The sequence below is a fragment of the Barnesiella sp. WM24 genome (genome assembly GCF_004570975.1).
Lineage (GTDB): Bacteria > Bacteroidota > Bacteroidia > Bacteroidales > Muribaculaceae > Muribaculum.
The window spans coordinates 175,967-190,576 of the sequence record NZ_SPPC01000001.1 but is presented as its reverse complement, the minus strand read 5'-3'; the positions used below and the strand labels follow the sequence as shown (position 1 = coordinate 190,576).

The following is a 14,610-nucleotide window of genomic DNA, read 5'->3' as shown; positions in this document are numbered from 1 at the left end:
GACGCGCATTGATGATAGGGTTGAGACGCGCATGAGACGCGCATGACAAAAAACTTTAGAAATCTGCAAAGATACATTTTGAAAATCAAAAAACATGATGTATCTTTGCAGACACAAAGCCCAGGTGGCGGAATGGTAGACGCGCTCGTTTCAGGTGCGAGTGCTGCGAGGCGTGCAGGTTCGAGTCCTGTTCTGGGCACCACAAAAGCGACTTAACAAAGTGATAATCACCAAGTTAAGTCGCTTCTTTTATTTTTTACAGGCAAAATTAAAATATTTCGGGTCAACTGATTTTTCCTCCTCCAACCGGAATAATCCGATGACCTAAAAATCTATCTAATTTTATGACAATTATTGATTACGATGAATTGCAGCGTCTTCTTAGGGCTATTGGAATGAAGGTATACGTTGAGATACTTTTCCCGGCTTTGGTCAGAGACAATGACATCTCTGTCATGGAACTGTGTCATAAATACCCGGATTTCAACAAATACACACCAACCGCACAAAACACACGGAGATCCAAAGCTAGAAAGATTTTTGAAAATGGCTGGGAGTTCGAAGCTCTTCGGACAATCTCACTATCTTCTCGAGTTGATTCTTGCGTCAAGGCTAAAGCTCAGGAATTGGACTTGAAATATAAAAAGTAACAGTTCGATTGGCTATTCTTCCTCGTAGTAATATGAGTAGTCGATGCCTTTCATAAACATTTCGCGGTCGTTGATTTTGTCAGTCAAGGCTCCTTTCAGCAAGGCTTTGATATGGGTTGAGTCAATAACGCTTTCTCTCATCGCTGTCAGATATTCATTCTTATCAATCCGGCTCCAGTCTACGCACAGTTTCAGCGAGCGACGGAGCATCAGGTCGAGCCAGATGCGAGTGCTACGCCCGTTCCCTTCCATAAACGGATGCACGACGTTCATCTCTACATACTTGTCGGCGATTTCGTCTATCGTCGTTTCCGGCATACGTTCAATGGTCGGAATGATAATTGAGAAATGGAGGCAGTTGGCAAAAGTGAAACCACCCTTTGATATATTCTTGGTTCTTATCTGTCCGGCAAACTCATAGAGACCGCCGAAGAGGTAGGCATGAATCTGTTGCAGGCATTTCATGCTGCCCGGCTCCAGAGAGTTCAGCAAACCGCTTTCAAACAGAGTATACGCCTTCTTGCGGCTCTGCCCGTCAATGGTGTTGTCGCTATACGTAAACCAATCAAGAAACTTAGCTGCACGATTGTTGGGATAATGCTTGGCGAGAAGAATAACCCCCTCGCTGTTGAGCACATCGGCCTTGCGCTGCTTGCCATCCGGGGCCTCGAATTTGAACCCGTGAGTGGGACTCACGAGTTGAACGTCTTCCTGTCCTAACTTGCGCTTTAGCCAACGCCAATAGTTGCCGGCCTTCGTATAGTCCGGCTCGTCATTGATAGCGCGTACAACGTCTGTAGCCGAAAACCACCAGCAGTTGTTCTCGTCGTCCCAGACAGCCCTCACCTCGCGGTCATTGAAAAACCGTATCGACTTCTTACTCATAGAATATCTGACACCTTCAAATGTTTAGCATCTGCTCAAAATCTTCTGGCTTAACCTCGATGCGTTCAGTGGGAAAAATTGTTGAAGATGCGAGATTTATCTTTCGACTAAGTAGTTCGTCAAGAGTTACATCAAAAGACTTAAAATTAGGACTTACAGCCATTGGATAATAGACATAGACATCTTTGTCCTGACCTATGCGGTATGCCCGATCAGTAGCCTGATTCTCTTTTGCCGGATTCCAATGGCGGCTATAGTGTATCACGTGATTGGCTGCCGTAACATTAAGTCCCATGCCAGCAGCCACAGGCGACATAATTATCACACCGAAGCCATATCTGTTTTGAAAATCATCAATTGCCGACTGTCGAGACTGTTTTCCTGCATTCGGGTCAGATAATGTGGGCGTATCACCATTTATTATTTTTGCGGTATATCCATATCGGTTTCTAACGACACGCTGAAGCATTTTTTGTGTTTCCTTTCGTTCCGCAAATAAAATCACTTTTTCAGAGGATGAACGAATCTTGTCTAAGAATGATATTGTGGCTGTAAGACGCGCTGCGTCATCAATTAATTTGTCGCAATCGTGAGCCAATAGACTGTCATCATGAAGATACGGGTGTTCCGAGACTTCCCTTATCCCCATAATGGTAACGAGCATATCACCTTTTTTGCTTGGATTATATGACGACACAACATAGCGATACATCTTTTCCTGTATCGTTGGCATATTGACTTGCTCTTTGACTTCATACTTCATTGGCAAATCTTTCGCTGCGTCCGCTTTTAGACGTCGCATAAAGTATATGCCGAGTTTATCGTGAATCTCGTTACCCAAAGCAATAAGGTCTGTATCCTGATTTTTTAGTGGCGATTGATATTTTTTTGCAAACTCCTTGGCATTACCAAGTAGTCCGGGAACACAAAAATCCATGATACACCAAAGATCCAATAAGGTGTTTTCAACAGGTGTACCTGTCATAGCTACCCTGAAAGTGCTTTTAAGAGCTTTGACAGCATTCGTTACCAAAGTGCCGGGCGTCTTAACCTTTTGAGCCTCATCAAGCACAACAATATCAAAGTTGACAGCGCAAAAATTTAACTGACAGTTTCTGACAGTTTCATAATTCGTTATGATGATGTCGCATTGTTGCATCATATCGATAGATTTTCTGTCAAACTTTCGAGGCACCTGCTGTGATGAGAGCGTAGTTACCTTCATTGGTTTACTGAAGAATCGCATATACTCATTCAGCCAATTCTCAATTAGAGATACTGGCGCAACAATAAGATAAGGCTTATGCTTCGGATGAGTTTGTGCGTGCCAATCAATAAAATATAATAACTGGAGAGTCTTACCAAGGCCCATATCATCAGCCATCAAACATCCGGGTGCTTTCTTGCCAAATAAATACTGCAACCAAGCTACGCCTTCCTCCTGATGTGCTTTTAGATGAAAATCATTACGAAGATTGGTATTCTGATAAAGAGGATATTCAGATTCAGAAGAGAGACTATGGTTCCCGACTCTATAACCAGTGGACTCAGCATTCTCTTCGATAATTAGTACCTTTTTGCCATTGCCATCATCTTCAACTTTAACAGGAGACTTAGGATTTGACAATTGCTTTCTTGCCATTTCGGCCAAGAACTTAGCATCTTCAACTGCCAGTTCTGTCTCATGGTAAGAACAAACGGTTTTCTCCTCAGAAACAGCGGTCTCGATTGATTTTTCAAGTTCCTGTAATTCATCCTCTGATTCGACTGTGACGCTTGCTGTTCCATCTATTGGATGTTCAATAGTGGCCCCCACAATCCATTCGGAACGATAGGGTGATACAAACGGATAAAATTTAGGCTTATAGAAACCTAAATCAATTACACGCTCACTGTAAAATTCAGATAAGTCAAACTGGTCCGGGTCAAAATATTCGGTGGGATGCTCTATAATATTCAGGATCTCATCATTATTGGAATAACGGCAACCATGCTTCTTGATTGGTTCAAGATTCTCCTTTTGAGTATCATTTAATACCACGCGAGTTCTGTTGCCATCCTCATCAGAAATAGGATATACATTAAGAATGCGTCGCTGTCTGTCAAAAGTTCGTTTGAATTTGTCCTTTTCTTTTATATCAACAGAAGGCAATACCGTTAAAGAATCCCCATCTCTGGATATTTCAAGCTTTATCTCGTTGGGCACAAATACATTTTCACCATCAAGAAAAGGGTCGAGTTCGATTCCGGCAGTTATTGCAGCTGTTTTAATTTCAGAAAACTTACGAAGATTGTACTCATAAGTCTTAATTTCTTCATCTATGGTATTAAATCTGTCGACTAATCTTTTTAGATTATACTGTGCCTGGGATAAGATATACTTTCTACCGTCACTCAGTTCAATCTGATTCCCATAGGTATTAACGGGTAGAATATCTCCATCCGGAACATGAGTCAAATACTCCAAGCAATAATGGAAATCAGGACTTTTGAAATCACCTATACTTCTCAGTCTGATTGCATATGGATAACACGATGGCAATCCAAGCAGTTCTCTATCTTGGTTGTCAAGATAATATATAGAATCAAATGGAACAAGGCACCCATCCTTATCATAGGTGGCAAAACCATTGTCAACAAGGGTTGCCAATGGCATATAATATATACAAGCATCAGTTGCATCCCATTCTTTGAAATGCAAAGGCTTTCCATTATACTCGACAACCAATAAATAACCGTTGTTTTTTCTTATTACTGTCAGCATATTTATTGTGTATGAATGTTAACTTTAACGCCATTTAATGGGGCAAATACAATATCACTACCATTCCGCTCAATAGTACCCCAAATCTTGGTATAAGATTTTCCGGTTAGTTTATTCTGAATAGCTAATTGGACAGTGTACTTTTTGTTAGAGTTATATGAAGATACAAGCCATATACTGCATCCCTCAAATTTTGTAATCTTGCTGGGAGCTATGTAATATGTGCGACCATTCTTTTTCAGATGGACATAGATGCCATCCGTGTCTGCCATAACTCTACAGGTGTCATCAAAAACCCATTTACTCTGAAGTCCTCGAATCTCTCTCTTTATTCTATAGCCCGGATGTGGCGTGTTGGATTCAGAAGATGGACTCGATTTGGGTATTGGCGCCTCTTCTTCTGAGAAAAGAGATGGTTGAGATGGGGCAGACACACCCCACGAAGATTCGTGCCGTTCAACTTTTGGCATAACAGCTTGGAATTTAGGAGCCGGTTTCTCATCTTCTAATCTTTCAATTCCAAATCGTTGTCGATTATCTGTCTGGGCTGGCTTAGGAATTGAATACTTAACCTTCTGACCTGGACGCATCTCCATTTTTTCACGCATCCAACGACGGAATCGGTCCTCCCATTCGCCGCGGTGGGTTATTCTTCCTTCATCATAATAAAGATAACTCCATGAAGAATACTGGTCAATGGCCATTCCAATAGAAGTATCCTTTAAATCAGCTGTAGAGTCGATGTAGCGTTTCCGTTTTATGTCATGTATAACACGATTTGATGAATTGTATATATAAAGAGACCCCACATCAGAAAATTCAACAAAGACCTTATCTTTTATAAATAACACTAAAGCAGCAGTGGTTGATACTCTTGAATTAGTTTCAATAAAACATGATTTCAACAGTGATGCAACCTCTGAATTACTCTGAAGTTTAGTACGAACTGAGGTAGAACCAACAATTCTGTAATCCATAATACTGCCAACATATTCAAGCCAACATTTCCGACGTCTTGGATCCTGAACGCAAACATCAAAGAAGGCATCGACAGTCTTTCGTGCGCCCCATGCAATTATTAAATCCTTTGCTTTATTTAATTGCCAAATATCTTCTGCGGTAGCACCTGTAAATGGCGACCATGTAGTTGATACATTTATGTCTCCTAATATTCTTCGGGCTGAACGAACAACGGCTCCTTGGAAATTACCATCTCCGCTGTCTTCGGCTTTTTCAACCAGATAAGCATAGATTAGTTTCTTCGTCCGGTCAAGAGAATGTTTACTGAAGATATTTTCCATTTCGTCATAATCTATTTCTTGCTTACGCTTAAAATAGTTGATTATGACATCTGAAAAATATGGGAATGATAGAGAAGAAGCTTTATAACCTAATATGGTCGGAGAATCCTCCAACGGAATATTTTTAGCTGAAAGAATTGTAGCCAAACGAACTGGGCCAGCTTTTTCGAGCAGGTCTGTCTGTCGCTTCAATATGAGATATCGTTTGATTGAACCGCTATAATTAATAAGATGTCTCTTTACGAGTTCACTTACACCTATCAATAAATTGTCAGCACATATATTCCATGAGTTCATCAAGAAAAACATAAGTCCGTTGACGAATATATCCTTCCAGTTGCTTTCAAGCAACCATAAAGCATGGTCGAAAACTTTCTGCTCATTGCGAAGACGAACCATATAATAGGAAACAAGTCGCAGTTCCTTTAGCGCCCACTCTTCATTTGTACCATTAGCCTCTCGCTTGACCTTTTCAATTACCTCCTCTATGGACTGTAAATTAAAATCGGGTCGTTTCCCATCGTCTTGCATTCTGTCCTCAATGGCTTTGAGTTTGCGTGTGGCGTTCCTGAGAATCCTGTCGGTCTCGACATTATTCTCAATCAAACGCCCTTGCAAAGCAAAGTTTTCAAGGATGTCCCGATTAAGGTTTAACAATCCATATACATTACTCATGTCTATTCGAGGCTCGTTTCTCAGTTATTACTTCAAGTTGTTTTTCAGCATTAGTTCTTACACGAAATTCAACGCGACGAGACAAACTTTTGTCTTCGACACCATCACGAAGAATAGGATGGCTAGATGATAATCCATTCGCAGTAATAAAGTTTTTTGCCCAATCAATTTGCTCGGGTTTCATAAGTCCCATACAGTATTGAAGTACAGCGCGTGTTCGGTTTTGCGAAAGTTCCATGTTATGAAAATAAGAGCCATTGCTGTCGGTATGTCCTTCAATACGGATTTCCTCAATATTATCTCGATACTCAGGTTTATTTAATATCGCTATGTACCGGGGATAAAAATCATTAAGAATTTCCTTGAAATTTTCTTTAAGTGTCGCTTGATTGTTATCAAATAGCATGGATGGCTCTTGAAAACGAACACATAGAGTTGAGTCAATTTCTGCTCTCCATACTTTCAAATCATCCTTAAATTCCTCTTGCAGATCAATATATAGTTGTGTCTTAATTTGGTCATATTTCCGGATAATCTCTTCATCTTGTTCAGCTTTCTCTTGCACCTGAAGCAAAGCTCCCATAAGTAGTAAGATGAAGATGAATAAAAGTCCGGCCATAAGGTCGCCTGTCGATAACGCAAACACGTTCTCGGCATTGCCTTCGTGATGTACCCTGCGCCGCTTCATTACTTCCTACGATTGTTTACAGTCTCGACAAGCATCTCAACCATCTCATTCTGACGTTCAATCGTGGATGCAAGGGCATCAGTCGTTGAGGTAAGGCTGTTAGAATAAGAATCAAGATACTTTTGCAATGATATGCTAACAGAACGGCTGTATTCACTTAAGCCGTTTTGAATCTGGGTGAATATTTGGCCAAGACCATTTTTGATAATCTCGAATTTCTCAACGTATTCGTCAGTGGCATTACCAGCGGTTTCAAAAAGTTCAACGACCTCATGAAGTTTACCCTCAGTCTCTTTCTGAACTTTTTCAAGGCTCAATGAATATTCTGTCTGTCCTTTTCTGAATGTTTCAGTTGCGGTTCTCATATCCCCTGTAATAGTTTGTAGATGAGCCGTCGTCCCTGTAATATTTGATTGAGCTTGTTGGAATAAGTCCATTGTACCGCTCACAGCTGAGTTCGTTGTACTCATGCGTTCTATGGTATTGTCAAACCTAGACAATAAGTTCTCTGTCTGTGAGAGAATTGCCTCAGAAGATTCCTGCCAAGACGCACTTAACTGAGCAACAACTTTCTTGACTTCAGAAGTTGTTCCCTCTTGAAGTGCGAGCAAATCTGTTTGTTTGCCAGCAATATCATCAGACATAGATTGAACGGACGCTTGCATCACTCTTGAGATTTGCTCCATAGTTTGCTGCATAAAGCTACTCATATCAGAAGTAGACTTAGCAACTTTTTCGATGAGGTCTTTTGACGATTGTTCAGAAGATTGTGTGATGTTATTCATCACATCCTTAACCTCTGTAATTGCATTACTTATTGAGTTGGTTGCAAACACGATTTGTTCCTGCATTTGTTTCATCGCTGAGGAATTCGCGGCTGCGGAGGAATTAGAAATTTCAGCAATGGAATTGCGAACTTCGGTTATCGTCAGTTGTAAGACTTCAGAGATATTCGACATATTTTGAGGGAATTCCGCTATTGCCTTAGTTGCCGTTCCCAGAGAAAGCGCCAGATTTTCAAGTTCGTTAGTGGCATTTTTTGAAAGAGTTGACTTAAACTCATCCATAATTCCCATCAAACTATCTTTCAAGTCTCCGACAACACGTTCAATCATATCTGTAGCAGGAGATGAAACTGAAATAGCCATTTGATCAATATGGTCAACCACAGTTTTTGTTGTAGCATCCACACTTTCCATTAGTGGAATAAGTCGTAGTTGCATCTGCCGCGACAAAGTCTCATCGAGACGATCATTTAGTTCCAATGCAAGGTCTGATGAAAATGATTTCAATGCTCTCGTCTGTTCTTCGTTATTAGTTAAAATCTCTCTAACGGCATTAGCAACAGGGACGTCGTGTCCATCTGCATTTTGGTATTGCAAGAGAGGTGTTATTTTATCATATAAGGCAGTTACAACATTGTTTAATTCTTCTGAAATAGATTTCGTAACTTTCTCTGAAATACATTTCTGATTGTATGTCGAAAGCTCGACATCATCAATGTAGTTGGAGTCATCAAGCTTCTGGTTTAGATCGTACAATCGTTTTGCAAGTCCATTCCTCCAAATTTTTTCAAATATTGTATAAAGCAATGAAAGAAACATTCCTAACAGGGATGTAAGGAACGCAGTTCCCATGCCGTCAAGGAGAGATTGAATGCTTGATTGAATATTATCGCTATTACTGCTATCAAATCCTTGAATGCCGAGAGTAAGACCGAGGAAAGTACCGAGAAGGCCAAGCCCAACTAAAGTTCCAGCACCAGCATCTATGATACGGGTATTTATTCCGCATGACTTGCAGACAGTAAATTCCGAGAAATATTCACTCGCTGGAATATTGCTTTTTGTGTTACCTTCAATTTCTATATCAAGGCTCTTGCGATATTCTTTTACGTTAGGCTCAAGTTTTGACTCTGCTAAGATGGCCAACGGGTCATCCTCATCTTTAGCGCGGTCTATCGTTTTCGTGCCACGTAGCCAAATGCGTAAGGCATCATACATGAAACCTAAAAAAGCGGCTCCAATGACGCAGCATGAGATTAGTGTGATTTGATTGGTATCCATGTTTTCAGTATATTAAATCTGCGACCTTGACGTTCAACATTTCCGAGATTCTATTTAATGTATACAAATCAGGTTGGGAGGTGTTGGTACACCATTTGGAGACGGTTACGGGGTCTTTGCCAAGTTGCTCGGCGAGCCATTTGCCAGTATGGCTTGTTTCGGCTAATACTGCTTTTATTCTGTTTAGTTTTTGGCGTTCTGTTTTTGTCTCCATTAATTGATTTATTAAATTTGAACGTAAAGTAACTAAAGATAAATGAGACGGCAAACGAATATGCTGTAAAACATAGTCATTGCCGTCTCTTTTTGGGGTAGATTTCAGTTATAATGTCGCTTCTGTGCACCTATTCGGTGCTGGCGGAGGAAGGCGTCGAGGTCGGTGCGGTTGACGTAGATTTTGCGGCCTATCTGGGAGAAGGGGATGAGGCGTTGGTCGCGGTAGTTCTGCCACGTCTTGGGGGGATGCCGAGGATTTCGCGGACTTCGTCGGATTCAAACCAGTCCTTGCCGGGACTTCCAATCCGGGTTTTCTCGACTATCTCAATGAGACGGTTGAGTTTCTCGTGTAGTGATTGCCACTCCTCCTGCGGAATCATTAGCATGAGCGATGTAGGAGCGGAGTTTAACTGAGATTTTCTCAAGGGGGTTGTCATATTCTTTAGAGAGATTGACGATTGCGTCCTTCCATTCGTCGAAGTGATGTTTGAGCAGGTTGTTGATGAAGGTTGTAAGATTGGCTTTGCGGTTTCCACATAGGAGTTGCAACTGTCTGATCTGCTTCACAAATTCAGGGCAGATTCTTACATTTGAGCATCCGGAGTGTGGACATAGATACGTCAGATCATCAATAAATCTTCGTCTGTATTCTTCCGTTTGTGTCGTTAGAGCCGAATTGCGGAATTTTGATGCAGAACTTCCCTTATGGTTAGTCAGCACCGAGGAGGGAGGTTCTTGCGCCGTGGGAATTGATTCCTCAGTAATATTTCGGGGAGCGGAAGGCGGAGCTTCCTTAGCGCGGAAATTCTCCACAAAGGCATCTGCATCAAAGTCGTTGTCATATCTTTTTGCCATAATTCACTATTTCTGGGGTTAACATACATCTTGACTATTAGATTGGACGCTTCCACATCTACACACCTTGAGCTGTCCGAGCTTACTGTTAAAGTTCGGATGATTGATGTTCGTTCTGAGCAGCATACTCCTTTGGACATAGGGCGATCAATCATTCCAAAACTCATCAACTGAATGTGACGGCGTATGTACTCGGATAAATATGCTGATTCAAAAGAATCTGGTATATGGCGGGAAGCAAATTTCAGCAAGCACGAGTTCTGTGGCTTTTTCTCAAATAGTCCGGCAGTGGAATATGAGGAGTCTGAAATTCTAAGACAAAGATAGCATGACGCCGTCTGTCTACCCAAATTTTCAGACATGTCGGGATTATGTTGCCTCGCATTGCCTGAAACTGTCGCGATTTGTGGCTATGAAGCTGCGTGGCTGCAAATCCACATTTATACGTATAAATGTTTGAATGCACAAACAGATATATGCTTTTGCGTTCTTGCAAATAGATATTCCTATATTTTCACATCAGCACTATCAAACAGTCGTTTATAAATATGGCAATCAGGATTTATGCCTATAACTATATCTGAGCGTGCGTAAAAGCGAATTGATTCATAGATGTTTGTCAAGTCGTATATACATTCTTATAATAGGAAGTATGCTCAAAAGTGTACATACACTGACATCCTTGCCTCTACATAGGAATATGACAAAGTTAACATCAATGGATGTGCAAGTCCAAATATCTGAATATATCGGGCATCTGGGGCCTGAATCTGCCGTCAAATGCCGTCTGTTACGCCGGAATTCAAGTATGGTACCCCTGCGCGGTCAAGACAGTAGGTAGAATTTTCAAACGACCCGCTTCCATTGGTCTTCGAATTTCAACCCTTGTTCAACCAAATTTTCGCCATATGCAGACGGGTGAAAGCGGAATTTGGCAGTTTCGGAAATTTTTTCGTATCTTTAATATGACATTCGTGGAAACATCCAAGACCGGATGTGGCAATTCACTGAAAAACAGGCATCCACATGGATGAGCAAGGTGTGTTGCAAGGCACTCGAAATAAAACCGGTGCCTCGCAACCCTTGCTCTCCGAGGGAATGGTTTCCTCCATAGTCGGAAACCCCTTTCAACGCCTATGGCATTTCTCAGCGAAGCAATCTGCGATGCCATCTCTTATTTTTATGGGTAGATACTCAAACAACGGAGGTCGCAGACCCAAGGCTGACCCTTCCGTGAACCGTTACGTCAAGCGGTTCAATGTAGAGGAAAATGCTCGATTCCTCTCAATGTCCGAGCAGTCCGAAGACATCAACAAGGCTGCTTTCATCAAAAACTTTCTTTTTTCAGAATCCTTTCACGGTCTTTGTTGTCGATGAAAACACACGGATTTCTCATCAATCAGTTGTCCTCGCTGAATGCACTCTATCGAACTTATGGTGGCAGTTACGACTCTCTTCGCGAGAATTTCAGCGAAAAGAAATGTTCAGAAGCTAAATATCTGTTAAATATATCATAAACCAAGTGCTGCAAGTAATGTGTCGACGAGTTCTGGATATTGGATGCGAATTGTAGTGGCATCCATAATGGATTTGCCTATGAGGTTGACACTGCCGTACCAACCGATACGTTGGTCGATGATGGCGCATTGCATCTTGCTGTCTGGACGGTGGATTATGTTGAAGCCCATCGCCTGAAGTTCGGCTTCGCGATATCCTGTTTCAGAGATGACGATTGTGATACTGATACCACGTAATATAGTAGCGGCTAACAGGTCAATGATTCGAGGTGTTCGGTTCCAGCGCAGACGTGTTGTCGATATTACAATGCTTTGTTTGGCTGATACAAGGTCGTCATGAAATGGCCTTTCAAAATCCGTTGCATCAAAGATGGCCTCGGTCGTAGTTTCGGCAAACAACCCTTCGTTAGCGACAGCGATGGAATAGCCTACGGCTTTGTAGCCTTGAAGTCGCTTGCGGTACATCGAGTCACAGACCGGAACGCGCAGGTCGATGTAATCATAGATACGAGTTTCGTTTTTACCGGGATAGTTGCGATGTAATCGTCCGGTGTACTGCGCAATCAGCCCCTTCCATGACACGGGCATGGCAAGCATCAGAGTGTCAAGTCGCGGCAGGTCAAAACCTTCTCCGACGTATTTGCCGGTGGCGACAACTACCAATGGTTCGTTTGCCGGGATGGCGTTCAGTTGCGTAATCACCTCACGCTTGGCTTTTGCTGAGTCATTACCCACGAGACGTATCACATTCTGACATATTTTGCGGCATTGATTAGTCAGCAGGTCGACATGAGCTGTTCGTGCTGTCAGGATTATCGGGGTACGTCCTTCGGCAATATTTGATGCGACATCGTCAAGGATAAGCCGATTGCGAGATTCGTTTTCAATTAGTTCATCGATAATCTGTGCATAATTGTTACCATCAGCATTGAGATTGCGATGAGAAGTAAAGCGTGGGATTAGAAGTCGCCGGAAGGATTGTTGGATCTGTTGTGCTTTTGAATCTGACGTATAACGGATTTCGCCGCATTGCATGAAAATAATTGGCTGATGACCGTCCTTGCGTATGGGTGTGGCTGTGAGTCCATAGACATAGCGGGCGTTTACCTCACATAGAATTCGCTCAAAGTTGAACGCTGGCGCATGATGGCACTCATCGACAATCACCATGCCATACTCACGCACAAACGGTTTTACCACATTGTCATTAATGCACGATTGCAGTAGAGCAATGTCAATTTTGCCGTTTAGTGTATTCTCATTAGATGACAAAACTCCGAATTGTTGGAATTTCTTACGTTGGCCACGACCTTTGGGTTGCCCCTCCGGTTGAAAATCAGTCATCAGATATTCCAATAGACGTTTGCGCCATTGATCGAGCAGAGCTTTGGTGTGGACCAATATCAGCGTGTTGACTTTCTTGCGTGCTATCATAGCAGCGGCGGTCACCGTCTTGCCAAAGGCTGTTGTGGCATACAGAGTTCCGCAGCGATACCGGGCAAGTACCTCAATCGCTTGTTCTTGCTCAGGATACAGCTGACCGTTGAATTCCACCGCAATAGGCAGTCCCGGATTTGTTTTATCCTGAATCTCAACATCCACATTATTTCCTCTGAGGAAATCTATGGCAGATTCTTCACAACCCCTTGGTAGAATGAGATAATCGTCAGTTATCTCCGAACATGATATTATGCGTGGAAGATTATAGGCAGGCAGTCGCATTCCGAGTTTCGCATAAAATTCCGGATTCTTGAACGCCGCCAGACGCTTGAGATGATTTATGGCTTTGGCTGACAAGTTCGTTATCGGAATATAAATGCCGGATGAGCGTACAATGGTGATGCGATTAGGGAAATCCGCCTTATTCATAGGCTTTGGCAACGGTCGTTCCCATGGTGCTGATTCGCTGGACTTTGACAATTCGCCAAGCGACTCCCTGTCATATCTCGACACTAACATCTCAACCTCTGAGACCGTCATCTTCTTCATTCCTTGCAGATATGCCCATTGGTCAGTAAAGGGGATGAAGTCATCATTCACAAACACGCTGTTACCATCTTTACGAACTCTCCCTTGCAGCGGCAAAGCCACAAGATTGCCGAATCCACCCGTAGGCATATAGTCTTGATTGGGAAAGAAACGGTCGTATGATTTGAATGACATCAGACCTTCTCGTTCCATCGCCTCTGTCAGAATTGCATTACCCAATCGCCGTGCCGTCTGAGCTTTTATGTGTTCGTCAAACAGAATCCAGACATGAGCGCCATTGCCGGAGCGAGAACGCTCGATATATGCCGGAACGCCCCACTCGCGACAAACAGACACATATGCTCTTACATCATCTTGATACTCATGCTCGCAACTCTTATCATCGAAGTCGCAACATAGAAAACTGCATGAATTATCTGGAAGAATGGCATAAACGCCGACTACATCGCGTCCATTCTGGTCTTTCCCTTCGAGATGTCGGTAAATGTCATTATAGCCCAGCGGCTGGAATTCGCGGTTTGGGCACTCCGCGCATTTATATTTCTTCTTGTCGCAATACTCCCTGTTCCATTCCCGAGCGCATACCGGCTGATAACCGCTTTTCCCGGTTGAGGCGCTGAACCATCGCCGGGCAAACACATCCTCTCGACCCTTAAACAAACTGCGAAACAGCGCGACCTTCTCCTGCAAAGATAGCGTTGATACTACAGACGAGGTTGGCTCTTCTACAACGATTCCATGCTTCGTCAGCAATGCCCTAAGTCGGGCATTCTCAGCCCTAAGCCTTTTTAATTCGTCAATGCCAGTATCTCTCATTAGAATGAAGTTCTTTACTTTTCAATTTATCTCCTATATCATACTTGCCAGATGTGACTGGGATAAGAGCAGTGGTGTAGCTGTTCATATTAGACGCACCGTATGATATTCTCCCAATTCGGTATTCACGATTACCGAAATGTATCTATCTGATAACGACTATTATTTCCAAATCGTCAGTCACAACC

At 42.5% G+C, this 14,610-nt stretch carries 11 protein-coding genes and 1 tRNA gene; 3 read left to right on the top strand and 9 right to left on the bottom strand.

What is annotated here, in order from left to right; genetic code table 11:
• Window positions 1-118 precede the first annotated feature (118 nt).
• Window positions 119-202 (top strand) — tRNA-Leu (locus E4T81_RS00850).
• Between the two features lie 142 nt (window positions 203-344).
• The gene (locus E4T81_RS00845; RefSeq protein ID WP_135040606.1) at window positions 345-650 is read left to right on the top strand and encodes a hypothetical protein; all 306 of its coding nucleotides are present in this window, start codon (window positions 345-347) and stop codon (window positions 648-650) included.
• A 12-nt stretch (window positions 651-662) separates the two neighbouring features.
• Here E4T81_RS00845 and fic read toward each other — a convergent pair whose 3' ends face one another.
• The 8 genes from fic to E4T81_RS00805 form a co-directional block, all read right to left on the bottom strand.
• Window positions 663-1,535, bottom strand: coding sequence for a protein adenylyltransferase Fic (gene fic, locus E4T81_RS00840; protein ID WP_135040604.1), 873 nt, complete (start codon window positions 1,533-1,535; stop codon window positions 663-665).
• Window positions 1,536-1,551: 16 nt separating this feature from the next.
• Window positions 1,552-4,299 (bottom strand): DEAD/DEAH box helicase, encoded by a 2,748-nt coding sequence (locus E4T81_RS00835; protein ID WP_135040602.1) that lies wholly within the window; start codon window positions 4,297-4,299, stop codon window positions 1,552-1,554.
• A 2-nt stretch (window positions 4,300-4,301) separates the two neighbouring features.
• Window positions 4,302-6,275, bottom strand: a complete 1,974-nt coding sequence (locus E4T81_RS00830; protein ID WP_135040600.1) for an EH signature domain-containing protein — start codon at window positions 6,273-6,275, stop codon at window positions 4,302-4,304.
• Entirely contained in the window at window positions 6,268-6,963 is a 696-nt protein-coding gene (locus E4T81_RS00825; protein ID WP_135040598.1) for an OmpA family protein, read from the bottom strand. The genes E4T81_RS00830 and E4T81_RS00825 overlap by 8 nt, the downstream gene beginning before the upstream one ends.
• Window positions 6,963-9,029, bottom strand: a complete 2,067-nt coding sequence (locus tag E4T81_RS00820) for a methyl-accepting chemotaxis protein (protein WP_135040596.1) — start codon at window positions 9,027-9,029, stop codon at window positions 6,963-6,965. The genes E4T81_RS00825 and E4T81_RS00820 overlap by 1 nt, the downstream gene beginning before the upstream one ends.
• A gap of 4 nt (window positions 9,030-9,033) precedes the next feature.
• Entirely contained in the window at window positions 9,034-9,243 is a 210-nt protein-coding gene (locus E4T81_RS00815) for a helix-turn-helix transcriptional regulator (protein WP_135040594.1), read from the bottom strand.
• Between the two features lie 104 nt (window positions 9,244-9,347).
• Window positions 9,348-9,521, bottom strand: coding sequence for a helix-turn-helix domain-containing protein (locus E4T81_RS16050; RefSeq protein ID WP_371683026.1), 174 nt, complete (start codon window positions 9,519-9,521; stop codon window positions 9,348-9,350).
• A 48-nt stretch (window positions 9,522-9,569) separates the two neighbouring features.
• On the bottom strand, window positions 9,570-10,100 hold the full coding sequence (locus E4T81_RS00805) for a DUF3408 domain-containing protein (protein ID WP_135040592.1): 531 nt from the start codon (window positions 10,098-10,100) through the stop codon (window positions 9,570-9,572).
• A 1,026-nt stretch (window positions 10,101-11,126) separates the two neighbouring features.
• Between E4T81_RS00805 and E4T81_RS15740 the strand changes: the two genes are divergently transcribed.
• Window positions 11,127-11,477, top strand: coding sequence for a hypothetical protein (locus E4T81_RS15740; protein ID WP_135040589.1), 351 nt, complete (start codon window positions 11,127-11,129; stop codon window positions 11,475-11,477).
• A 134-nt stretch (window positions 11,478-11,611) separates the two neighbouring features.
• Here E4T81_RS15740 and E4T81_RS00795 read toward each other — a convergent pair whose 3' ends face one another.
• Window positions 11,612-14,422, bottom strand: coding sequence for a DEAD/DEAH box helicase family protein (locus E4T81_RS00795; RefSeq protein ID WP_135040587.1), 2,811 nt, complete (start codon window positions 14,420-14,422; stop codon window positions 11,612-11,614).
• Between the last annotated feature and the right edge of the window lie 188 nt (window positions 14,423-14,610).

Bases quoted from the DNA above. Each gene is read 5' to 3' on its own strand.
- E4T81_RS00845 (WP_135040606.1), top strand. From the start codon at position 345: ATGACAATTATTGATTACGATGAATTGCAGCGTCTTCTTAGGGCTATT.
- fic (WP_135040604.1), bottom strand. From the start codon at position 1,535: ATGAGTAAGAAGTCGATACGGTTTTTCAATGACCGCGAGGTGAGGGCT.
- E4T81_RS00835 (WP_135040602.1), bottom strand. From the start codon at position 4,299: ATGCTGACAGTAATAAGAAAAAACAACGGTTATTTATTGGTTGTCGAG.
- E4T81_RS00830 (WP_135040600.1), bottom strand. From the start codon at position 6,275: ATGAGTAATGTATATGGATTGTTAAACCTTAATCGGGACATCCTTGAA.
- E4T81_RS00825 (WP_135040598.1), bottom strand. From the start codon at position 6,963: ATGAAGCGGCGCAGGGTACATCACGAAGGCAATGCCGAGAACGTGTTT.
- E4T81_RS00820 (WP_135040596.1), bottom strand. From the start codon at position 9,029: ATGGATACCAATCAAATCACACTAATCTCATGCTGCGTCATTGGAGCC.
- E4T81_RS00815 (WP_135040594.1), bottom strand. From the start codon at position 9,243: ATGGAGACAAAAACAGAACGCCAAAAACTAAACAGAATAAAAGCAGTA.
- E4T81_RS00805 (WP_135040592.1), bottom strand. From the start codon at position 10,100: ATGGCAAAAAGATATGACAACGACTTTGATGCAGATGCCTTTGTGGAG.
- E4T81_RS15740 (WP_135040589.1), top strand. From the start codon at position 11,127: ATGGATGAGCAAGGTGTGTTGCAAGGCACTCGAAATAAAACCGGTGCC.
- E4T81_RS00795 (WP_135040587.1), bottom strand. From the start codon at position 14,422: ATGAGAGATACTGGCATTGACGAATTAAAAAGGCTTAGGGCTGAGAAT.